General features: G+C 66.3%; 19 protein-coding genes. 5 read left to right on the top strand and 14 right to left on the bottom strand.

The window, feature by feature from the left end; translation table 11 throughout:
* Positions 1-48: 48 nt before the first annotated feature.
* The 13 genes from EBB56_RS03755 to EBB56_RS03695 form a co-directional block, all read right to left on the bottom strand.
* Positions 49-714, bottom strand: a complete 666-nt coding sequence (locus tag EBB56_RS03755; RefSeq protein WP_124802835.1) for an NTP transferase domain-containing protein — start codon at positions 712-714, stop codon at positions 49-51.
* Entirely contained in the window at positions 704-1,708 is a 1,005-nt protein-coding gene (locus tag EBB56_RS03750; protein ID WP_124802833.1) for an XdhC family protein, read from the bottom strand. Before EBB56_RS03750 ends, EBB56_RS03755 begins: the two co-directional genes overlap by 11 nt.
* A 60-nt stretch (positions 1,709-1,768) precedes the next feature.
* On the bottom strand, positions 1,769-4,144 hold the full coding sequence (locus tag EBB56_RS03745) for a molybdopterin cofactor-binding domain-containing protein (RefSeq protein ID WP_124802831.1): 2,376 nt from the start codon (positions 4,142-4,144) through the stop codon (positions 1,769-1,771).
* On the bottom strand, positions 4,131-4,676 hold the full coding sequence (locus EBB56_RS03740) for a (2Fe-2S)-binding protein (protein WP_124802829.1): 546 nt from the start codon (positions 4,674-4,676) through the stop codon (positions 4,131-4,133). Before EBB56_RS03740 ends, EBB56_RS03745 begins: the two co-directional genes overlap by 14 nt.
* 316 nt (positions 4,677-4,992) lie before the next feature.
* Complete coding sequence (locus EBB56_RS03735) at positions 4,993-6,204, bottom strand: mandelate racemase/muconate lactonizing enzyme family protein (RefSeq protein ID WP_124802827.1); 1,212 nt, start codon at positions 6,202-6,204, stop codon at positions 4,993-4,995.
* A 176-nt stretch (positions 6,205-6,380) separates the two neighbouring features.
* Positions 6,381-7,277 (bottom strand): NAD(P)-dependent oxidoreductase, encoded by an 897-nt coding sequence (locus EBB56_RS03730; protein WP_045991769.1) that lies wholly within the window; start codon positions 7,275-7,277, stop codon positions 6,381-6,383.
* Positions 7,278-7,397: 120 nt separating this feature from the next.
* Positions 7,398-8,858: an aldehyde dehydrogenase family protein gene (locus EBB56_RS03725; protein WP_124802825.1), complete on the bottom strand. Its 1,461-nt coding sequence runs from the start codon at positions 8,856-8,858 to the stop codon at positions 7,398-7,400.
* A 67-nt stretch (positions 8,859-8,925) separates the two neighbouring features.
* Positions 8,926-10,200 carry a TRAP transporter large permease gene (locus tag EBB56_RS03720; protein WP_124802823.1) on the bottom strand — a complete coding sequence of 425 codons (1,275 nt, stop codon included), beginning with the start codon at positions 10,198-10,200 and terminating at the stop codon, positions 8,926-8,928.
* The gene (locus EBB56_RS03715; protein ID WP_124802821.1) at positions 10,197-10,784 is read right to left on the bottom strand and encodes a TRAP transporter small permease; all 588 of its coding nucleotides are present in this window, start codon (positions 10,782-10,784) and stop codon (positions 10,197-10,199) included. Before EBB56_RS03715 ends, EBB56_RS03720 begins: the two co-directional genes overlap by 4 nt.
* Before the next feature lie 118 nt (positions 10,785-10,902).
* Complete coding sequence (locus EBB56_RS03710; protein WP_045991765.1) at positions 10,903-11,919, bottom strand: TRAP transporter substrate-binding protein; 1,017 nt, start codon at positions 11,917-11,919, stop codon at positions 10,903-10,905.
* 60 nt (positions 11,920-11,979) lie between these two features.
* Positions 11,980-13,338 carry a four-carbon acid sugar kinase family protein gene (locus EBB56_RS03705; RefSeq protein ID WP_124802819.1) on the bottom strand — a complete coding sequence of 453 codons (1,359 nt, stop codon included), beginning with the start codon at positions 13,336-13,338 and terminating at the stop codon, positions 11,980-11,982.
* A complete protein-coding gene (locus tag EBB56_RS03700) occupies positions 13,335-14,600 on the bottom strand; it encodes a ribulose-bisphosphate carboxylase large subunit family protein (RefSeq protein ID WP_124802817.1) in 1,266 nt (421 codons plus the stop codon). The genes EBB56_RS03705 and EBB56_RS03700 overlap by 4 nt, the downstream gene beginning before the upstream one ends.
* Before the next feature lie 60 nt (positions 14,601-14,660).
* Complete coding sequence (locus tag EBB56_RS03695) at positions 14,661-15,491, bottom strand: phosphogluconate dehydrogenase C-terminal domain-containing protein (protein WP_124802815.1); 831 nt, start codon at positions 15,489-15,491, stop codon at positions 14,661-14,663.
* Between the two features lie 165 nt (positions 15,492-15,656).
* On the opposite strand from EBB56_RS03695, the gene nanR reads away from it, so the two are divergent.
* The 5 genes from nanR to EBB56_RS03670 all read left to right on the top strand — a co-directional run bounded on the left by nanR (position 15,657) and on the right by EBB56_RS03670 (position 19,190).
* Positions 15,657-16,364 (top strand): transcriptional regulator NanR, encoded by a 708-nt coding sequence (gene nanR, locus EBB56_RS03690; RefSeq protein ID WP_045991761.1) that lies wholly within the window; start codon positions 15,657-15,659, stop codon positions 16,362-16,364.
* Between the two features lie 68 nt (positions 16,365-16,432).
* Positions 16,433-17,275: a trimeric intracellular cation channel family protein gene (locus EBB56_RS03685; RefSeq protein WP_409360199.1), complete on the top strand. Its 843-nt coding sequence runs from the start codon at positions 16,433-16,435 to the stop codon at positions 17,273-17,275.
* Positions 17,276-17,406: 131 nt separating this feature from the next.
* The gene (locus tag EBB56_RS03680) at positions 17,407-17,649 is read left to right on the top strand and encodes a DUF4160 domain-containing protein (RefSeq protein ID WP_124802813.1); all 243 of its coding nucleotides are present in this window, start codon (positions 17,407-17,409) and stop codon (positions 17,647-17,649) included.
* Positions 17,630-17,905, top strand: a complete 276-nt coding sequence (locus tag EBB56_RS03675) for a DUF2442 domain-containing protein (RefSeq protein WP_124802811.1) — start codon at positions 17,630-17,632, stop codon at positions 17,903-17,905. Before EBB56_RS03680 ends, EBB56_RS03675 begins: the two co-directional genes overlap by 20 nt.
* Positions 17,906-17,960: 55 nt before the next feature.
* Entirely contained in the window at positions 17,961-19,190 is a 1,230-nt protein-coding gene (locus tag EBB56_RS03670; protein WP_185696369.1) for a DUF3541 domain-containing protein, read from the top strand.
* Between the two features lie 68 nt (positions 19,191-19,258).
* Here EBB56_RS03670 and EBB56_RS03665 read toward each other — a convergent pair whose 3' ends face one another.
* Positions 19,259-20,068 carry a PEP-CTERM/exosortase system-associated acyltransferase gene (locus tag EBB56_RS03665; protein ID WP_052704270.1) on the bottom strand — a complete coding sequence of 270 codons (810 nt, stop codon included), beginning with the start codon at positions 20,066-20,068 and terminating at the stop codon, positions 19,259-19,261.
* Positions 20,069-20,171 lie beyond the last annotated feature (103 nt).

Here is a 20,171-nt window from a genome sequence, read left to right as displayed (position 1 = left end):
CGCGGGGGCTTGGCGAGAGTTCTTGGCGAGAGCCCTTAGCGAGGGTGCTTAGCGTGGATCTTCGGGGGTATCCAGGTCGCGCACCACGCCGGGATCATCGACGTCGATCTCGAGCAGTGCCTGGCGGTGGCGGTGCAGTAACGCTCGGGCGCCGTCCTGGGCGTGAAGCTGCGTCATCTCGGACCAGAAGTCGCAGCCAACGATCACCGGGTGGCCGGGTTGGCCGTGAAAGCGCGGCCTGACCAGTCGGTCGGCCCTGGCGCTGGCGGCAAGCCGGCGGCAAGTCGGTGCCGAGATCCAGGCCATGTCGCCGAGCCATACCGCCGCTGCGGTGAGCTCAGTACGTTGCTGCTGGCGTTGCTGAAGCAGCCAGCGAAAGGCCGCCGACAGGCTGTCGCCGAGGGCGTCGCTGGGACGTTCAAGCGACAGCAGCTCGAGGTTGGCAGACGGTGCAAGGTCCCAGTCGGCGAGGCTCTCGCCCGGCCCCAGCACCACCAGCCGCCGAGGGGTCAGCTCGGCCGCCGCCGCAAGGCTTGCCGCCAGCAGCCGACGACCATCCTTGAGGCGTGCATGGCGCTTGTCCGCGGCGCCGAAGCGCCGTGAACGACCCGCCGCCGCTACTACACAAATCAGTGGGGTGACGTGGGACGGATGGCGGCTTTCCTCACAAGAGGGGGTTGAAGCGGGAGTGCCCGACTGGCCGCTAGAGCGCATGGCGGTCCTTGCCCCGGCGTACCCGAACGATATCGGCCATCACCGCCAGGGCGATCTCCGCCGGGGTCTTGCTGCCCAGGTTCAAGCCGATCGGCATATGGATACGCGCGATCTCGTCATCGCTCAGACCACCGCTGCGGGATAGCCGCTCTGCCCGTGCCCGGGACGTCTGCAGCGATCCCATCACTCCGATATAGAACGCCTCGGAGCGTACCGCCTCGATCATCGCCAGATCATCGATGCGCGGGTCGTGGGTCAGTGCCACCACCGCCGTGGCAGCATGGCAGCCGCCTTCGGCGATAAAGCGGGACGGTAGGGTCGCCACCTTCTCGATGTTGCCGGAGGCGCCCCCGAGTTCATCGATAAAGGACTCCAGCATGCCTTCCCGAGGGTCGCAGACGATCACCTCGAAGCCGAGCCCCACGGCGAACTGGGCGCAGGCGACGGCCACCGGCGAGACCCCGGCAAGCAGCAGTCGGGCGGCTGGGCCGACGCGCAGTTGCGCACTGGCCTCACCATTCCCATCGACCAGAACGACGCGATCACCCAGGCCATCGTCTTGAACGAGTGAACGCGCGCCGCTGTCCAGATCGACGCGGCGAATCAGCGGCTTGCGTCCTTCCAGCGCCGCCTCCAGGGCGGAGAAGTGCGCCAGTGCCGCCTGGTCGGGGGCGAAGCGTTCGACCAGGACGTCGAGCACGCCGCCGCAGGGAAGGCTGGGCGCCGGGTAGTCGACGTCGTCGCCGGCGCCGTAGCGCACCCGCCTGACCGGCGTATCGAAATCACCCTGCCCAAGGCGCTCAAGAAAGTCCTCCTCGACGCAGCCGCCGGACAGCGAGCCAACGTGATCGCCGTCACGGGTGGCAGCCAGCCAGGCGCCGGGTTCGCGTGGCGAGGAGCCATAGGTGGACAGCACCGTGGCCAGCCACAGGGTGCGCCCGTCGCGCAGCCAGGCGAGGGCACGTCGCACCACCCTAAGATCCAGATGTTGCATGGTCAGCGTGTCCTGTGTGTGACGAGCGCCACGCGATCAGCGTGGCGCTCGGGTGGCGGGTCAGGCCCCCAGTGCGGCCTTGAGCGCCTCCGGCCGCATCGGCAGGTCGCGCAGGCGCACGCCGGTGGCGTGAGCGATGGCGTTGGCGATGGCCGGCGCTACAACGCAGGTGCCAGGTTCGCCTAAGCCGACCGGGGTGTGGTCGTTGTCGACGAATTCAAGGTCCAGCTCCGGCACCTGATGCATGCGCAGCGGCGTATAGCTGTTCAGGTTGAGGTCCGCAGGCTGGCCTTCGGCGTACTCGGTGCCTTCGTGCAGGGCCATCGACAGGCCCCATAGCAGCGAGCCCTCCAACTGGGCCATGGCACCGTCGGGATGGGCCAGGGTGCCGGCATCCACCACCGAGGTCAGCTTCTCGACCGTCACCTCGCCGCTGGCACGATCCACCTTGACGCGGGCGACACAGGCCACCCAGGTCGGCATATGGCGTTCCTGGCCGAAGCTCAGCGCCACACCGAGACCGGTGTCCTCGGGCAGGGCGTCTCGCTCGTTCCAGCCGGCCTTGTCGAGGGTGCGTTCGAGCACTGTCTTGAGGCGCTCGGCGCCGCCGACGCTGTTGGGCGCCTCGCCGGCGTTGCGTCCTTCGGCCTTGAGCAGGTTCCGGCGGAACTCGGCAGGGTCCTGGTCGGCGGCCAGTGCCAGTTCGTCGATATGGCTCTCCACCGCCCAGGTGGTCCAGCCTGGCCCCACCGCACGCAGATAGCCGGGAACGAAGGCCTCGTGGGCCTTGTGGTTCTGCTGGGCCCACACCCGCTGGGCGCCCAGTGCGTACCAGTGGTCGGCACCACTGATGGCGAAGGAATCGATCTTGCCGCCACCCTCGACGAATTCGCCGAGAAAGCCGGGTGCGATATCGGCGGTGGGCCAGCCGGCGGCGGCGGCGTGTTCGCTGGCCTGGATAGCGCCGTCGGCTGCCAGGGCCGAGCGCAGCCGCTGCACCGAGGGTGAGCGCACGCAATCCATGCGACTGTCATCGGGGCGGGTAAAGACCATCTTGACCGGGGCGCCCACGGCCTTGGCGGCCAGCGCAGCAGGCACAGCATAGTCGCCATAGAGACGGCGTCCGAAGCCGCCGCCCAGATAGTACTGATGGAAGGTCACCTGGCTCTCGTCGACTTCCAGCGCCTTGGCCACCAGGGGCACCGCCACGGACTGCTGCTGGTTGCCGCAGTGGACGTGCCAGTGGCCGTCGCGCTCGACCACGGTGGCGTTGACCGGCTCGAGCTGGAAGTGCAGCACGCTGGACGTGGTGTAGGTGGCATCGATCAGCGACACGTCCTCGGCGGACGCGGCCTGCTCGAGGGTGGACGTCACCTCGCCGATATCGACGAACAGGGCGCTGTTGTCACGGCTCGGTGACTGGGTCAGACGGCGGCCTTCATCGAGAATGTCGGCCTCGGTGATCGAGATGCCGGAGCCGTTTTCCCATTCAATCTTCAGCGCATCGGTGGCACGCATGGCGGCGGAAAAGTTGTCGGCGATCACCGCCAGCCAGCCCTGGCACAGGCCCGAGGGGTCTTCCAGACGGATGGTCTGGCGATAGCCGGCGATGGACTGGGCCGCGCTGTCATCGATGGAGGTGGCGCGGGAGCCGAAACGGGTAGGCGGCAGCACCGGGCGGGCATAGAGCATCCCTTCGACCTTGGCGTCGATGCCGAAGACGGCCTCACCGGTGGTCTTGGCGGGGATGTCCTGGGCCCGGCCGGAGGTGCCCAGCACGCGGCGCTCGGAGGCCGGCTTGAGCTCGATGGCTTCAAGCTCTTCGGCGCTGTAGCTGCGCGACAGGGTGCCGCTGGCAACGATCTCGCCGTAGCCGATGCGCTTGTCGCCGCTGATGACCTGACCGTCACGGGCCTGGCAGTCGGCGGCGTCGACCTCGAGCAGGCGCGCACCTGCTTCGATCAGCGCCTGGCGTCCGGCGGCGCCGGCACGGGACAGCGGCAGGAAGCTGTGGTTCACCGACCAGCTGCCCCCGGTGATCATGTAACCCCACTTGGGGTCGCTGTCGACGTATTCGATGGCGATCGTCGCCGGGTCGACCTCAAGCTCCTCGGCCACCAGGCGGGCCAGGCTGGTGCCCACGTGCTGGCCCATCTCGGCCTTTGTGCAGTGCAGGGTGACGTGACCCTGGGCGTCGATGGCGTACCACAGGGTCGGCTCGAAGCGACCCTTGGCCAGGGCCTCGCTGGCCGCGTCGGCGGCGCCGAAGGCCATGCCGGGCAGGCCAAAGGCGAGCACTGCGCTGGCGCCCAGGGTGCCGATCAGAAAGCCGCGGCGGCTAAGACCGGGGCCAGCTTGGCGATCGGCTGGGGACGTATCGCTGCGGACTGCGGAAGCGCCCCGATGGGCCGCCAGGGTGTCATCAAACCGGCTCATGGCGGGGCTCCTCGGCGCTGGTACGGGTTTCGCTGCGGGCAGCAGTAGAGGAGGCGGGGTCGAAGGTCTCGACGCCGCCCTGCTGAAGCGAGGAGGCGCGTTTCACCGCGCGATGGATGCGCACGTAGGCCATGCAGCGGCACAGGTTGCCGCTCATGCCCTGGGTGATCTCGTCATCGCTGGGGGAAGGCTTGCGCTTGAGCAGATCGGCCGCCTGCATGATCTGGCCGGATTGGCAGTAACCGCACTGGGGCACCTGCTCTTCTCGCCAGGCCTGTTGCAGCGGGTGGTTGCCGTCGGCGTCGAGGCCTTCGATGGTGGTGATCTCGGCACCTTCGGCGGCGGCCAGCGGCAGCACGCAGCTACGCGTGGCGGAGCCGTTGAAGTGGATGGTGCAGGCGCCGCACTGGGCGATGCCGCAGCCGAACTTGGTGCCGGTCAGGCCCAGGGTATCGCGCAGTACCCACAGCAGTGGGGTCTGGGGATCCACCTCGACGCTCACCGCTTCGCCGTTCAGGGTGAAGCTGGTCATGGGGGCTGGTTCCTCGCTGGTTTCATTGCGTAGCTTCAGGGTCCGTTGGTGCTTCTGATTTTTCTTGTCTGCGTCCCTTTTACCCGTTCTTGAGGCAACAGGGGACGCGAGGACGGTCGGGATGCCGTAACTGGCACACCATCTGCCTCTTAATAAGCGATGTCGCGATACTATAGACCAGTCGACTAGTGGGCAACGTTGAATGCGGGAACGGGCGAAATGCGTGGATGGCGGTTACCGCAAAGGCGCCGGGGGCGTCTGGCGCCTCTCGTGGTGAGGGCTGCTTCTCGACATGGAGTTCAGGGCGTCAGTGAATCTAGCTCTCGCTGAGACGTCGATGGAGTGCGTCGCCCTTGAGCATTTCGGGATTCAGGCGAATGCCCAGCCCGGGCTCGCCACTGACGCGGATCATGCCGTCCTCGATCGGCGGCAGGCCCTCGACGCAGTCGGCGTACCAGCCGTAGTAGAAGGCCCGGGTGAATTCCTGCTCGGCGACGTTGGCAAGCGCCATGGCCAGGTGGGTGGAGACCGCCAGCGTCACCGGGCCGGAGCAGTCATGGAAGGCGATCGGGCGGCCCTCGGCTTCGGCCAGGGCGGCGGCCTTGCGGGCGAAGCTGACGCCGCCGCCCCAGGTCACATCGATGATCGGGGTGTGGATACGTCCGCGATGCAGCAGGTCGCGAATCTGCCCCAGGCCGCCGAGGGTCTCGCCGCCGGCCAGGGGGACGCAGGTGTCGGCCAGCTCGCCGAGCTGGTCGAAGCGATCCATCCACAGTGGGTCCTCGATCCAGTCCGGATCGATGGGCGCCAGCGCCTGGCAGATGGTGCGCGCCGCCGGCAGACTCCAGAGCCCGTGCAGTTCCGCCTTCAGGCGCATGCGATCGCCGTGGACACGACGGATCTCCTCGAACGGCCACAGCGCACGATTGAGATCGGCGGGCGAGATGGACATGCCGTGGTGGGCGCCTTCGGCGAAGTCGAAGGGCCAGATCTTCATGGCGGATATGCCCATCTCGAGGAGCTCTGCGGCGAGCTCTGCCGGACGCTCGAGAAAGGCGTCCAGGTCCTCGTAGCGGGGAGACGCCCCGTCATCCCCCGAGCCACTCTTGATGCCGAAGTTGTCCGGGCGTACCTCGGCGGACTTGGACACATAGTCGGGGCCGGCGCAGGTGTTGTAGAGCGGCACCCGCGCTCGGGTGGCGCCACCGAGCAGGTCATGCAGAGGCAGGCCGGCACGCTGACCAGCCAGGTCCCACAGGGCCACGTCGATGGAGGACAGCGCGCGGGTCTCGGCACTGGTGCCGCCAAAGCCCACGTAGGGTTGCATCTTGCGGTGCAGCGCCTCGATGCGGGAGGCATCCTCGCCCAGCAGCAGGGGAGCGAGGCGGCCATGAACATCGGCGTCGATGGCGTCGGTGCCGAACCAGCTCTCGCCCAGGCCCACCAGGCCGTCCTCGGTGTGGACGCGCACCCAGATCAGCGACGGACGAGCCGCAGGACGCAGGGTTTCGATACGCTGGATCTTCATGCTGGTCTCCGCAAGGTTCAGTGTTTCGCTACCGTTGATCGGCCCCGTTCGTCATCGCCGCGTACCGCCACCGTTCATCGCTGCTGTGCATCTTCAATGGCCACCCTTGCTGGCGTCGCTTGATCCGCTCAGGCAGCTTGCGAGTGGCCGCCGTCAAATGACGTGTGACGCAAGCATCATGGCTGCTTTGACTGTGATTCGCCGAGCAGACTGACCAATTCCGGGACCAGTCTTTCACCGTGGCCGGCATCGACGATGTCCTGGTAGAGCCGGGTGATCGCTTGACTGAGCTGGCGCGAGGCGCCGAGGTCCTCGGACATGCTTTGATAGTAGCCCACGTCCTTGAGCGAGTTGGACAGGCTGAAGCGGAAGCCTGCAGGGTCGGCGTCGGTCAGGAAGGGACGCAGGCGTTCGAGCACCACGCCGCCGCCGCCACCGTTGCCCAGCACCTCGAGCAGCACGGCGTCGTCGATGCCGGCGCGTCGAGAGGCGGCGCTGGCCTCGGCCAGTACGGCGGTGAAGCCCAGCGAGACGAAATTGTGCAATAGCTTCAGGGTGTGGCCGGCGCCCACCGGGCCGCCGTGGGTGATGTGCTCGGCGAAGGCGCCAAACAGCGGCTTGAGCTCGTCAAACAGCGCCTGATCGGCACCGACGATCAGGTTGAGGCGGCCCTCGGCGGCCTCCTTCGGGGTGCGGGTCATGGCGGCGTCGACGAAACGGCCACCGGCCTCGCGCACCCTGGCGTCGATGGCCTGGGTGGAGCTGGGGATGGCGGTGGAGCAGTCAACCACGATCTGGCCTGGCTTGAGCCCCTCCAGCACGCCGCCTTCGTCGAACAGCACGCTTTCCACCTGGGGAGTGCCGGTGACGCACAGGATCACCAGATCGGCGGTCTCGGCGACCTCGCGGGCGCTGGTCAGAGCGCTTGCCCCTTTGTCGATCAGGTCGTCGCTGGGCTGATTGCCGGGGTGATCGAGAAAGCTCAGGCGATGGTCCGCGCGCAGCAGGCTGGTGGCGATCCCGTGGCCCATCAGGCCGACGCCGATCAGGCCGACGTGAAGCGAGGTGGTCATGTCCCTTTCCTTGTGGTGGTGGTAGTGGTGATGATGGTGGTTGGTGCTTGATAGTCCTGGGTGACGGCCTAGAGGAGGGCCGGCACCTTTCGTGCCAGGCCCAGACGTTTCCAGCGACGTCTAGCCGTGATGAATCGCAATGGTCTTGATGCGGGTATAGCTCCTGAGCCCTTCAAAGCCCTTTTCGCGGCCGTGGCCGGAGCGGCCGACGCCGCCGAATGGGAGCTCGATACCACCGGCGGCGCCGTAGTTGTTGACGAACACCTGGCCCGAACGGATCGCCTTGGCCAGACGCAGTTGGCGGCCGCCGTCGGCGGTCCAGATGCCCGCACACAGGCCGAAGTCGGTGGCGTTGGCCAGGCGTGCGGCCTCGGCCTCGTCGGCGAAGGCCTGGACCACCAGTACCGGCCCGAACAGCTCCTCGCGGCTGACGCCGTGGCCTTGCGGCACCTGGGTCAACAGGTGGGGGACCACGAAGTGGCCGTCCCGGGGGGCGTCGTCGGCCAGGCGTCCACGGGCGGCGATGTGGATACCGTCATCCTGTGCCGCCTGGATCAGCGTCATCACCTTGTCGCGCTGGCGTTCATTGATCAGCGGTCCGCAGTCCGGGTCGTTCTCGCCGACGTCACAGGTCAACCGCGCGAAACGCTCGCTCAGTGCCGCCACCACCTCATCGTGGATGCTCTGCTCCACCAACAGACGGCTGCCGGCGGAACAGGTCTGGCCGGCGTTCTGGATGATCCCGCGTACCACGGCGTCCAGGGCGCGTTCACGGTCGGCGTCGGCGAACATCAGCTGGGGCGACTTGCCGCCGAGTTCCATGGTCACCGGCACGTGGTGCACCGCCGCCGCCTGAGTCACCAGGGTGCCGGTCTCCGGCGAGCCGGTGAACGACAGATGGTCGATGCCGGGGTGGGCGGCCAGGGCGGCGCCGGCTTCACGGCCGAGGCCAGGCACCAGGTTGAGCGCGCCTTTCGGTAGGCCGCAGTCGACGGCCAGCTGGGCCAGGCGCAGCACGCTCAGACAGGCGTCCTCGGCGGGCTTGAGCACGCAGGTGTTGCCGGCGGCCAGCGCCGCCGCCACGCAGCGTCCGAAGATCTGGGCCGGGTAGTTCCAGGGGATGATCTGGGCGCACACGCCCCAGGGTTCACGCAGCGTCATCACCGCATAGTCGGAATCGAAGGGGATGGTCTCGCCGTGGAGCTTGTCAGCGGCGCCGGCGTAGAAACGGAAGTAGCGCGCGCAGGCGGCGATATCGCCCCGGGCCTGGCTGATCGGCTTGCCGGTGTCGGCACACTCGAGGGCGGCCAGGGTGTCCCTGTCGGCGTCGATGGCCTGGCTGAAGGCGTACAGCAATTCACTGCGCGCCCGCGCCGAGAACGTCGACCACTGGCCAAGCTCGCCTGTGAAGGCTGCCCGGGCGGAGGCCACCGCAGCATCGACGTCGGCTGCGCTGGACGCGGCGATACGGGCGATGACCTCGCCACTGGCCGGTCGCAGCACCTCGAGGGTGTCGGCGGTATCGACCCAGTGACCGCCGATCAGGGCGCCGGTGGGTGGAGTGAGGGGGAGGGCGTGCATTCTGTCGACTCCTGAGAAGGGGCGGAAGATAGGATGGGCCCCGGCGCGGCCGGGGCAGTGATCGGTATCAGTACAAAAGATCGACCAGGCCCAGCGAGATCCAGGGCATGTAGGTGATGGCCATCAGGCAGACCAGCACCACCAGCACGAAGCGCGCAAGCCAGGGGATCAGCTCGTCGATGGACAGCTTGGCCACCGCGCAGGCGGCGAACAGATTGACCCCTAGCGGAGGGGTGAACATGCCGAGCGCCAGGTTGACCACCACGATCAGGCCGAAGTGCACCGGGTCGATGCCGTACTGCACGGCGATGGGGGTGAAGATCGGGGCCAGCACCAGGATCGCCGCCGAGGTCTCGACGAACATGCCGATCACCAGCAGCATCACGTTCACCGCCAGCAGGAAGCTGACCGGGCTCTCGAACACCTGGGTGACCCAGGCGGCAACCTCGCCGGGCAGCCCCGAGCGGCTGATCAGGAAGCTGAACAGCGCCGCCGCCGAGATGATCAGCATCACCGTGGCGGTGGAAATCACGCTCTGGCGCAGGATCGGTACCAGCTCCGACAGCGGCAGCTCGCGGTAGACCAGGCCGCCGACGATCAGGGCGTAGAACACCGCCACCGCCGAGGCCTCGGTGGGGGTGAAGACCCCGCCATAGATGCCGCCGATCACCACCACCGGCATCAGCAGAGCGGCCCAGGCACGACGCATTGAGGTGGTGAAGGCGGCGCGATCCTCGCGGTCGCGCAGGCCGTAGCCGCGCAGCTTGCAGAAGATGTACAGAAACAGCAGCAGCGCCGAGCCGATCAACAACCCCGGACCGATACCGGCAATGAACAGGCGCCCGATCGAGGTGTCGGTGCTGACGCCGTAGAGGATCAAGGGGATGGAGGGCGGGATCAGTACGCCGAGCTCCGCCGAGGAGGCCTGGATCGAGGCCGCCAGGGGACGCGGGTAGTCGTGGGCCACCATCGCCGGAATCAGGATGGAGCCGATGGCGAAGGTGGTGGCCACGCTCGAGCCGGAAACCGCGGCGAACATCATGCAGGTCAGCACGCAGGTCATGGCGAGCCCGCCCTGGAGCCCGCCGACGATGGACTTGGCCAGGTCCACCAGGCGCTGGGAGATGCCGCCGGCGGCCATCAGGTTGCCGGCCAGGATAAAGAAGGGGATCGCCATCAGCGGGAAGTTGTCGATGCCGACGAACATCTGCTGGGGCACCATCAGCAGCGGAAAACGGGTGAAGAACTCGATACCGATCACCGACGCCAGCAGGATCGACACGGCGATCGGCACGCCCAGGGCGAACAGGATGATCAGCGATAGTCCGATAGCGGCGTTCATGGCTGCTTCCTCCCTTCGGTACCGGACGAGGTGCCTGTGTCAGGACCAGGTCTGGATTCGGGTTCAGGCACGTGTGCGGGGGCCTCGGCATCGACCACGCCGATGGTCTCGCGTCCGGTCAGCTGGGCGATCAGTCGAGTGATCACCGACAGCAGCGAAAAGGCGGCGCCGATCGGAATGGCGGCGTAGATCCAGGCGATCGAGATGCCGACGCCGGAGAGCATCTGGTTCTGCACGCGCAGCGTCATCTGATAGCCGTAGATCACCAGGATCGCCAGAACGATCATGCAGCAGGTGGCGATCAGTATCTCCAGCGCCTTGAGGGCGGAGGTCGGCACCAGCTTGTAGATCACTTCGACGGCCATCATGTAGCCGCCGCGAAAGGTCGCTGCGGCGCCCAGAAAGACGCACCAGATCATGGTGGAGCGGGCCATCACCTCCGACCAGGTGGAGGGGGCGTCGAACACGAACCGGGTCAGCACCTGGTAGAAGCCAAGGCTTACCGAGGCGATCAACATCAGCACCGCTGCGTAGAGGGCGACCTGGGAGATGGCCCGCTCGAGACGGAAGAACAGATCCAGCATGGGGCTTTCCTCATCGCGGGTAAGGCCCGAGGACGGGTCAGGCTTGACCGCCCAAGCGCTCGCCAACGGCAGGCAGCGAGCGCTCGGGCGGGAAGGTCAGTCGAGGATCAGTGGACGATCAGCTGCCGCAGTCGCTGGAGCGAATGCGATCGAGCATCTCCGAGCCGTACTCGTCGGTGTAGACCGAGTAGGAGGGCTCGACGGCGGCCTGGAACTGGGACTTGTCGATGTCATCGACCACGGTCATGCCCTTGGCCTTGAGTTCCTCGACGCCTTCGGTCTCGAGTCTCGACACCATCGCTCGGGTGGCCTCGGCGCCGGCCTGGGCGGCCTCCATGAACCAGCCCTTCTGCTCATCGGACAGGCCGTCCCAGAGGATCGGCGAGGCCAGCATGATGGCCGGAGAATAGACGTGGCCGGTCAGCGACAGGCGATCCTGGACCTCCCACAGATTGCCGGTGAGGATCACCGAGATGGGGTTTTCCTGGCCGTCCACGGTGCCCTGCTGCAGCGCGGTAAACAGCTCCGGGAAGGCCATCGGTGTCGGATGCACGCCCATTTCGTTGAACGCCGCCATGTGCATCTCGTTTTCCATGGTGCGGATCTTGAGACCCTGGGCGTCTTCGGGGGTCTCGATGTCACGCTGGCTGTTGGTCATGTGGCGGAAGCCGTTCTCGGTCCAGGCAAGACCCACCAGATCGTGCTCGCCGATCTTGTCGAGCAGGTCCTGGCCGACCTCGCCATCCAGCACGCAGCGGGCGTGGTCGTAGTCCTTGAACAGAAATGGCAGGTCGAGCACGTAGGTCTCAGGGACGAAGTTGCCCAGCGGCCCGGTTGAGGTGACAACGGCGTCGATGGTGCCGATCTGCAGGCCTTCGATCATGGCGCGCTCGCCGCCCAGCGCACCGGAGGGCTGCTCGTTGACCGTGAATTCGCCGTCGGACAGCTCCTCCAGGGTCGCCTTGAAGGCATCGATACCCTCGGAGTAGTGAGAGCTGTCCGAGGTGGTGTGGCCGACGGTGATGGTCTGGGCGGCAGCCGCTGGCAGGGCAAACCCGGCCAGTGCCACGGCCAGCAGGCAGGGCTTGAGGTGAAAGGCGGGGCGGCGTGTTGCGTGGCGTACAGTCGTCGTCATTGTTGTTTCCTCTTTGCGGGATGACGCTTGGGTGTGGCCGTGCCCGGTGGCACGGCCGGATCAGTGCTCGTGGTCGGCCAGGGCTCGTCCTCGCCTTAGCCGCTCGAAGTAGTCGTCGCCACCGATCTGACCGCCCTTGAAGGCGATCTCCAGATCCTGGTAGCGCGGGTCGTCGCTGTGGGCCTGGCACAGCGGCGAACCCGGGGTGTCCGGCAGCGGCATCTTGACCGTCAGGGCATGGATGTTCAGGGCGGCGATGGCATGGCTCGAGGTGTCGCCGCCGGCGACACACACCCGGGTCAGCCCCTGATCGTCCACCAGCGCCTTGAGCATCTCGCCGAGGGCCTTGCCCAGACTGTGGCGGCTGGATTCGGTGGCCAGGCTGTCGTCGTGGCTGTCGGGTCCCATGGCGGTGTGCAGGATGACGCTGCGGCCACTGCTCAGGGCATCCAGCGCCTTGAGGATGGCGATAGCCATGGCCTCGTTGCGATGGGCGGGGATGGCCAGGCTGCGAGCGTCGAGCTCGATGCGCTGAAAACCGGCGTGTTCGACCGCCCAGTGAATCTGGCGTGCGGTGGTACTGGAGACGCTGCCGGAGACCACCGCGATGCGCTCGACCGAACGGGGCGGAGTGAATTCCTCGCCACCTTCCACCAGCCCCAGGCGTTGCCATTCGGCGAGCAGGGCGTACTCGACGCCGGACGAGCCGACCACGAAGCCGCCCGTGCCGCCTTGTTGCTGCGGGCGAGTGCGCCAGAGTTGATGACCCACCGCCTGTTGATGGGCGGGTTCGAGCACGTCGAACAGCACCGCCGGATGCTCGGCGAGGGCGTGATCCACGCGTTCGTCGATATCCGGCAGGGCCAGGCTGGGCACATCGATCAGGCCCACCGGCAGGGTGGTCTGGGCGGCCAGGTGGCGGCGCAGGTCCGCCTCGTGCATGGGGGTGACCGGGTGGCGCGACATCACCGGGTGTCGATCGATGCGGTAGATCTGATCCTGATAGGCGGCGTAGAGCTCGCCGAAGACGGTGTAGCGGCGCATCTGCGGCACCCCCACCACCAGTGGGATCGGTGTCTCGCCGAAGACGCCGCGAGCCACCTCCATGGCACAACCGATGCTGCCGACCTCGGGGCTGCTGTCGAAGGTCGAGCAGGTCTTGTAGTGGGTCAGCGCTGCGCCCTGTTCGGCCAGCCACTGGAAGGAACGCTTGAGCTCGCGGCGCATCCAGTCATTGGACTCGCTGCGGCTGGTGCCGGCCAGACCCAGGGCACGACAGTGGTCGAAGCGGGCGCGCTGCTCGGCGCTGGGGCGAGCGGTGAACAGCACACTGGGGACGCCCTGGCAGGCCAGGGCCTCGAGCGCGTCGGTGGAGCCGGTCAGGTCGTCGCCGTAGTAGCTCAGCAGCAGGTCGTTCATGGGCAGAAGGTCTCCAGAGCCTGGGCCAATTCGCCATGGTCACGGGCGTGGTCGGACAGCGAGATGCCGCGTGCAGCGGCGTCGTAGGCCTGGCGCAGGCTTCTGACGCCGGCGGCGATACCTCCAGGGTGGGCCATGATGCCGCCGCCTGCGGTGACGATCATGTCGCTGCCGCCCCCCATGGCGCGACAGGTGTCGATTGCCTGGCAGGCGGTCTGGTTGGACGAGAATACCGGCATCACGGTGTGGGCCGGTCCCGGCGGTTCGAACAGCGGCGTCAGGCAGGCCCGGGCGCTGGCGGCGACGCTGTCGTCGGATTCCGAAAACTTGTTGGCCAGACCGTTGACGTGAAGGTGATCGACGCCGGCCAGGCGCCAGAAGGTCTGCCAGGCGGCGAAGTCCATGCCCAGCAGCGGCTCCCGGCTGAACATGCCCCAGCCGGCGCGGTGGCCGTGGATGGGCAGCTCACAGTGGCGCCGCAGATGACTGACGCCGGCCAGACCCACCGCGTTCAGGGCGACCATCACACAGCTACCGCCGGCGGCCAGCACGTGGTCGTGGTGCCGGCGCATCTCGTCGATCTCGCCGGTGATGTTGAAGGCCACCATGACCTTGCGTCCGGTGCGCTGCTCATGTTCAAGCACCAGCGGCATGATCGCGTCGACCCGCTCGGTGAACGGGCAGTGCGGGCCGTTGGCCTGGAGTTCATCGTCCTTGATGAAGTCGATGCCGCCATCCAGCAGTTCCTTCACCACCTCGGCGGTGGCATCGGGTGAGAGCCCGACGCTGGGCTTGATGATGGTGCCGATCAGGGGACCCTGGTCGACGCCGCTGAGGCGGCGGGTGCCGTCGATGCCGAACTGGGGCCCGGGGCAGGCCTCGGCAAAGGCGTGGGGCAGGCTGACGTCGAGCAGCCTGAGCCCGGAGAATTCCTTGAGTTCATACAGATTGCCGGCGAGGGTGGCCATCAGAGTGGTCAACGACGGACCGAGGTTCTCAAGGGGCCAGGACAAACGCACCCGGGCACGCTGGTAGCGGGTGCCGGGCGGCTGGGGCCGGGTCGGCATGGGCAGTGAGGGCGCGTCGACGCTGTCGAGCAATTCGATGGACTCGACCCTGGCCGCATGACGCTTTCGAAAGTCCTCGGTTTCCGCGGCCAGGCGGGTGAAGGTGCCGCAGGATTGCTCCCCTGCCATCACCTGGCAGGCCTGCTCCACCTCGAAGGGGGTCTCGATCAGGTAGCTGGCTTCGATTCGGTTCATGCCTGGCCTCTTGATACTCGCGATGGCGCTGTCGTCAGACTCTGTGGAGAGCGTGGCCCCTCAGGTGATGCGCTGAATGCTGTCGGCGATGGCGTCCGGCTCGAACACCCGCTTCCAGTCATCGCGCATCAGCATCGGCTTGCCGTTCTCGATCGCCTTATTGCAGGCATCCGAGAAAGCGCCGGGCTGTTCATCGAAGATCACCGCACCGAGGATGTTGAGATGGCCAAGCAGAAAGTCCCTGGCGCACTCATGGCTGACGCCTCGATCCACGACTTCGTCCATCGCTTCACGCATCACCGATAACAGTGTGGCACATACTGTTTCCGACAGACCGGGTTCCAGCAGCGCCATCTGTTCAACGCTGACGCGATGACTGCGCCCGACGGGGGCATAGATGGTCCTGGCCACGGCCTCGCCCAGGGCGAAATGGCGCTCGTCCCCCTGCATCAGGGCGCTGACGATATGCTGGGTGGCGTGGCTGCCGCCGAAATAGTCGCGCTTGGCCTCGAGGGTGGTCTCGTCGTTGAAGATCGGCGGGTGACACGGGTGGGTGACGAAGTAGACCAGGTCGTCACGTTCGGGCAGATGGCCGGCGAAGGGGGCGGCGGCGTCCAGGCAGACCACCATGGTGCCGGCTTCGATCGACGGTGACAGCTCGGCGGCAATCTTCTGGATCAGGGTGTCGGGAACGGCCAGGATGACCACATCCGCGCCGGCCACCGCCTGCTCGGCGCTGTCGACGCACTCGATGCCGAGTTCGTCGCGCAGCCGTTGGCGGCCCTGTTCGCTGACCTCGACGTGACGCACGTCGAAGTCCGAAGTCTTGAGATTGCGGGAGAGGCGGGCGCCCATCTTGCCGCCGGCACCGATCAAGGCAATGGTCGTCATGGCCAGGTAACCTGTGTGAAAAAGTGGAAGAGGCAAGCTTTACTACAACTGGTATGATGACAATATAAGTGGCCGAGGCTGTCAAACACGACCTTGGTCGAGTGTCATGTTCCAGGACCGCTGGCATGGGGATGCTGCGGGGCCTGGCGCCGCGAGGTAGAGGCCATGAGCGACTCGTTGAAAATTTCTCGCCGCAAACTGTCCGACGAGGTGTTCGATCGGCTTTATCAGCAACTGCTGAACGGCGACTATGCGCCGGGGGACAGCCTGCCCTCTGAGCGGGAATTGATGGATACCTTCGGGGTCGGCCGGCCGGCCATCCGCGAAGCGATGCAGGCGCTGGAGCGACTGGGGCTGGTGTCGATCCACCACGGGCAGCGGCCCAAGGTGCTGACGCCCAGTGCCGACGGCATGCTGGCCCAGATAGAACTGACCGCGATGCACCTGCTGTCGACCGAACCCGCCTCGCTCGAACACCTCAAGGAGGCGCGGCTATTCTTCGAGGTGGGCATGGTGGCGCGGGCGGCGCGGCAGGTGGGCGCCAAGGATCTGGCGCGCCTCGAGGCGCTGGTGGAGCGCCAGCGGGTGGCGTTGAACAAGGACATCGATGCCTTTATCGCGGCGGACATGGGGTTTCATGTTGCCATCGCCGAGACCACCGGCAACCCTATCTTCATCGCGGTCAGTCGGGCGATGTTCGAGTGGCTGGCCAGGTTCCATACCTCGCTGATCCACTGGAAAGGCAGCGAGCATGTGACGCTGGAGGAGCACGAGCGCATCCTGGCGGCGTTGAAGAACGGCGACGAAGGCGCCGCCATTCGCGAGATGACGCGTCATCTGGAAAGGGCGCGTTCGGTGTACGCTCCCAGTTGAGGGCGCATTGATCCCCGCTTTTGACGCTCGCCCCGGACGGGCGACACTTATCGAGAAGGAACGGGACCTTGGATAGTGATCTGGTCTACGCCCTGGACATGGCGGGGACGGTGGTCTTCGCCCTGTCGGGCATCTTGCTGGCGTGCCGCTCACGCATGGATCCCATCGGCATGCTGGTGCTGGCGGCGGTGACCGCCGTCGGAGGAGGGACCCTGCGTGATCTGGTGCTGGGTGTCGCCCCGGTGTTCTGGATCCGCGATCCGACCTATCTTTGGGTGATCCTGGCCACGGTGCTGTGCGCGCTGGTCGGGTTTCACTATATCCATCGCCTCAATCGGGTGGTGCTGCCGGTGGCCGACGCCTTTGGTCTGGCGCTGTTCGTGATCATTGGCGCCAACAAGGCGATGCTGCTGGGGACCTCGGGGGTCGTGGCGGTGTTGATGGGGCTGTTTACCGGGGTGGCCGGCGGCATGATCCGTGACGTGCTGGCAAGGCGGGTGCCGATGGTGCTGTGTCGTGAGGTCTACGCCACCGCCGCCATCGCCGGCGGTGTGGTCTTCGTGGCATTGGCAAGTCTCGGCGCCCCCAGGCTTGGCATTCTGCTGTCGCTTGTCACCACCCTGGGGCTGCGGCTCGCGGCAATCCGCTGGCAGCTGGCGCTGCCGGTGCTGGCCTGGGTGGTGATCGAGCCATCTCCTGGCCAGTCGGCGTCGAGTCGGACGGCGGATGCCGACGCCGCAGCGGAGCCCGCTGGCCCGGCGTCGATGCCGGCCGATGGCAATGACACACCGCTTACGTCGGCCCGTGAGACGGCATCGTCCGCCGACGTCGCGCGTCCCAAGATGCGGGTGAGGATGGTCTCCCGAAGCAAGGCCGCTCGCCTGTGGCCCGAGGATGAGGACATCGACTGAGCGAGATCTGACGCGTTCACTTGTTCGCGCTGTTCAACCGAGGTGGCAGGTGCCATGCTCTTGTTCAGTGAGCCGATGTATTTGTCCCCTGCATGGTGACAAGGGGGACGCCGCTCCCCCATGAGGGAGTGATGCCGACACTCTTGAGAAAAGGCCCGTACCGGTTTTTCTTCTACAGCGACGAAGGCGATCCACGAGAGCCGCCCCATGTTCACGTGGCGGCGGGCGATCAGGTCGCGAAATTCTGGCTGGATCCGGTCGAGTTGCAATCGAGCAAACGTCTGCGTGCCCATGAAATCACCCAGCTCTGTCGGCTGGTTGAACGGCACCAGGCAGAGTTTCTGGAGGCATGGCATGCGTACTTTACGTCTTGAATCCGAACCCCTGGCTGTTGATGTGGCATTCTCCTCCGATGCATTTTGCGTCACCCTGAATGATGGGCGAGAGCTTTCGATTCCGCTGGCCTGGTTTCCCAGGCTATTGCACGGCTCACGTGAGCAACGTGAGCAGTGGGAGCTGATCGGCGGCGGAGAAGGGCTGCACTGGGAGGCCTTGGACGAAGATGTCTCTGTGGCAGGTCTGTTGGCCGGTCGCGGTGATCAGACGCGCCGCCGCGAAAGCGTCGCTTGACCGGCCGTCTGGCTTGAAAACCACCATGAAGGGCGCTTCGGTGCGTCGAGCGTGCTTGTTCACGCTATTCGGCGCGATGACGCTGCTGCTGAGCGTCGCATCGCCGGCCCTGTTGTCATTACCGAGTGACACTGCCGTCTTTGCCTCGACTCAGGTTTCTGAGCAGGCCTCTCGATCTTCTCCTGTCGGCCAATCTCCAGGTGCGGTTGGCGCAAGTGTTGCTGTTGGCGAAAGCGGTGCTGCTGGCGAGAGTCGTACTATCGCCGAGAGGCGCGCCGCCGCCGAGATCCGTGCCGTCTATGAAACCTCCTTCGACCTTCTTCCCGCCGACAAGCAGCGCCACTACGCCCAGCGGTTGTGGCGGGTGACCGGTGACCCTGCCTACCTATGCGCCAATCATGCCTACGGCCGACGTCTGCTCGATCAGCTCGCGCGTGACGCCTTCACCGTCGCGGACAGTGACCGGCTTCGCCAGCGCAATCGCGAGTTGCTGGCGGCCTACCCCGAGACCAGCCCCAAGCAGCGTCGGCGCAAGGCCATGCTGTCGGAACATGTCGACATGATGCTGCCTCGGGGCATCCTGTTTCGGCTGGCCCAGGCCCGCTACCACGGCTTGCTTGGACAACTTTCCGAGGCTGACCGGCGCTCGCTTGAACAGGCCGTGGGCGCAGTGGATTGGCGGGCCTTTCTGACCGACCCCGAGGTGGTGTCGGTGTATGCCGCCCAGGTGGCCAACCAGGCCGCCTTCCTGGCCCAGCTGGGGATCGTGGATCTGCGTGGCGAACTCGCCCGGGCCTTTCGTGACCGTTATCCACCCGGACGGATCGAGGAGCTGTCACCGGCGGAATATCGCAACTGGGTCTACGGCCTGACCCACTTCATCATCGCCGCGAGCCACTACTACCAGCGGATGCTGTCCGACGGCGAGCTCGATTGGGCGGTGGCGGCGTTGCTCGGCCAGGGAGAGGCGTTGTTGCAGGTCAAGGCCGATATCATCGCCGAGGTGGCGCTGTCGCTGCAGTTGGCAGGGCAGGCCGATCATCCACTGGTGGCGGTGCTGCATGAAGCGCTGCTGGCACGACGGGATCCGCAGTCGGGCATCCTGCCCGCTACCGACGGCGGGTTCGATCTGGGCGAAGGTGAGCATCGCAACGTGCTGGCGATCATGACGCTGGGGTGGGACGGGCGGTTGTATTCAGGGCCGCGGCTGGTCCTCAAGGACATCTCCGAGGAGCGTGACTGCCGACTGCCTGGGCGGTCCCTGGCTACGTCGCCAGAGGACTGAGTTGGAGGCCGGGTCGGAAGTCCGCTCAAGGGTCGGGTCGAGAGGCCAGACACTCGACCGACGCCTCGCTATACCCGGCAGCTCGACGTCGAGCGCCACAGGCTCCCCAGTCCGTCGAGGTGGTCCCGGGTGGCGGGCAACTGGGCCCCCAGTGACTCGTGCAGACGAAGGTAAAGCGGCGTCAGCAGCGGATTGCGTTCGCGCTCGGCGCATTCGTTGTCGATGTAGTAGGCTCGCCGGGTACCGCAGTAGTGGATGGTGTCGCTCACCGGCTGGAAACGAAAGCCGGACAGGGTCAACAGCCGCGCCAGGGGAGGCTCCATCAGGGCGTAGAGGTGTCGCCGTGCGGTCAGGCCGGCAAGGGCGTGGGCGCTCAAGAACAGGCCGGTGACGATCAACGGAAATGCCTGGCGTTCCTCCGGAGGAAACTGTACCGGCAGCGTTTCTTCGCCCTTGCTTGGGGCCCGGAAAAGCCGCGAGATCGCCAGGCGAGAAATTTCGGCGATCTGGCGCCCGTCGTGCTGTCGCGGATGTAGCGAAGGCGCCGTGAAGACGCTGCGGGTGGCGTTCATCACCGGCAGGTCATCCGGACGATCGACGGGGGGAAATACCAGTCGCACGCAGCCCGCCGCGAGACCGCTTGAGCGATGTTCGACCAGGCAGTGGATGGCCTGTTCATCGAAGTCATCATGCTCCTGTTGCTTGTCACTGTCGCCTGGCAGGGCGTATTGAAGCTCACGTAGAAAGACGTCATGGCGCAGCGAATAGACCCGCTCCCTGTCCGCGACCGTCTTTACCAGGATCACCCGGAACTGGTCGGCGAACTGCTCCAGCAGGCGCTGTTGCCGGGATGGCCTCTCGGTGTCTGCTGCTGGCATGGGGGATCACCTCCGTGTTGTTATAGCCGGGCCGTAAAGGCCCGGCGGGCGTCCGGCTCCCTGCTCCGGTACACCCTGTCTATGATAATACCCATTCAATATG

The sequence above is a fragment of the Halomonas sp. YLB-10 genome (genome assembly GCF_003856855.1).
GTDB lineage: Bacteria > Pseudomonadota > Gammaproteobacteria > Pseudomonadales > Halomonadaceae > Halomonas > Halomonas litopenaei.
Note: the sequence above shows the minus strand (reverse complement) of the source record. Positions and strands in the feature narration are given on the sequence as shown.

Excerpts from the sequence above, each read along its gene's own strand:
- EBB56_RS03755 (WP_124802835.1), bottom strand. The coding sequence starts at position 714 with ATGCGCTCTAGCGGCCAGTCGGGCACTCCCGCTTCAACCCCCTCTTGT.
- EBB56_RS03750 (WP_124802833.1), bottom strand. The coding sequence starts at position 1,708 with ATGCAACATCTGGATCTTAGGGTGGTGCGACGTGCCCTCGCCTGGCTG.
- EBB56_RS03745 (WP_124802831.1), bottom strand. The coding sequence starts at position 4,144 with ATGAGCCGGTTTGATGACACCCTGGCGGCCCATCGGGGCGCTTCCGCA.
- EBB56_RS03740 (WP_124802829.1), bottom strand. The coding sequence starts at position 4,676 with ATGACCAGCTTCACCCTGAACGGCGAAGCGGTGAGCGTCGAGGTGGAT.
- EBB56_RS03735 (WP_124802827.1), bottom strand. The coding sequence starts at position 6,204 with ATGAAGATCCAGCGTATCGAAACCCTGCGTCCTGCGGCTCGTCCGTCG.
- EBB56_RS03730 (WP_045991769.1), bottom strand. The coding sequence starts at position 7,277 with ATGACCACCTCGCTTCACGTCGGCCTGATCGGCGTCGGCCTGATGGGC.
- EBB56_RS03725 (WP_124802825.1), bottom strand. The coding sequence starts at position 8,858 with ATGCACGCCCTCCCCCTCACTCCACCCACCGGCGCCCTGATCGGCGGT.
- EBB56_RS03720 (WP_124802823.1), bottom strand. The coding sequence starts at position 10,200 with ATGAACGCCGCTATCGGACTATCGCTGATCATCCTGTTCGCCCTGGGC.
- EBB56_RS03715 (WP_124802821.1), bottom strand. The coding sequence starts at position 10,784 with ATGCTGGATCTGTTCTTCCGTCTCGAGCGGGCCATCTCCCAGGTCGCC.
- EBB56_RS03710 (WP_045991765.1), bottom strand. The coding sequence starts at position 11,919 with ATGACGACGACTGTACGCCACGCAACACGCCGCCCCGCCTTTCACCTC.
- EBB56_RS03705 (WP_124802819.1), bottom strand. The coding sequence starts at position 13,338 with ATGAACGACCTGCTGCTGAGCTACTACGGCGACGACCTGACCGGCTCC.
- EBB56_RS03700 (WP_124802817.1), bottom strand. The coding sequence starts at position 14,600 with ATGAACCGAATCGAAGCCAGCTACCTGATCGAGACCCCCTTCGAGGTG.
- EBB56_RS03695 (WP_124802815.1), bottom strand. The coding sequence starts at position 15,491 with ATGACGACCATTGCCTTGATCGGTGCCGGCGGCAAGATGGGCGCCCGC.
- nanR (WP_045991761.1), top strand. The coding sequence starts at position 15,657 with ATGAGCGACTCGTTGAAAATTTCTCGCCGCAAACTGTCCGACGAGGTG.
- EBB56_RS03680 (WP_124802813.1), top strand. The coding sequence starts at position 17,407 with ATGCCGACACTCTTGAGAAAAGGCCCGTACCGGTTTTTCTTCTACAGC.
- EBB56_RS03675 (WP_124802811.1), top strand. The coding sequence starts at position 17,630 with ATGCGTACTTTACGTCTTGAATCCGAACCCCTGGCTGTTGATGTGGCA.
- EBB56_RS03665 (WP_052704270.1), bottom strand. The coding sequence starts at position 20,068 with ATGCCAGCAGCAGACACCGAGAGGCCATCCCGGCAACAGCGCCTGCTG.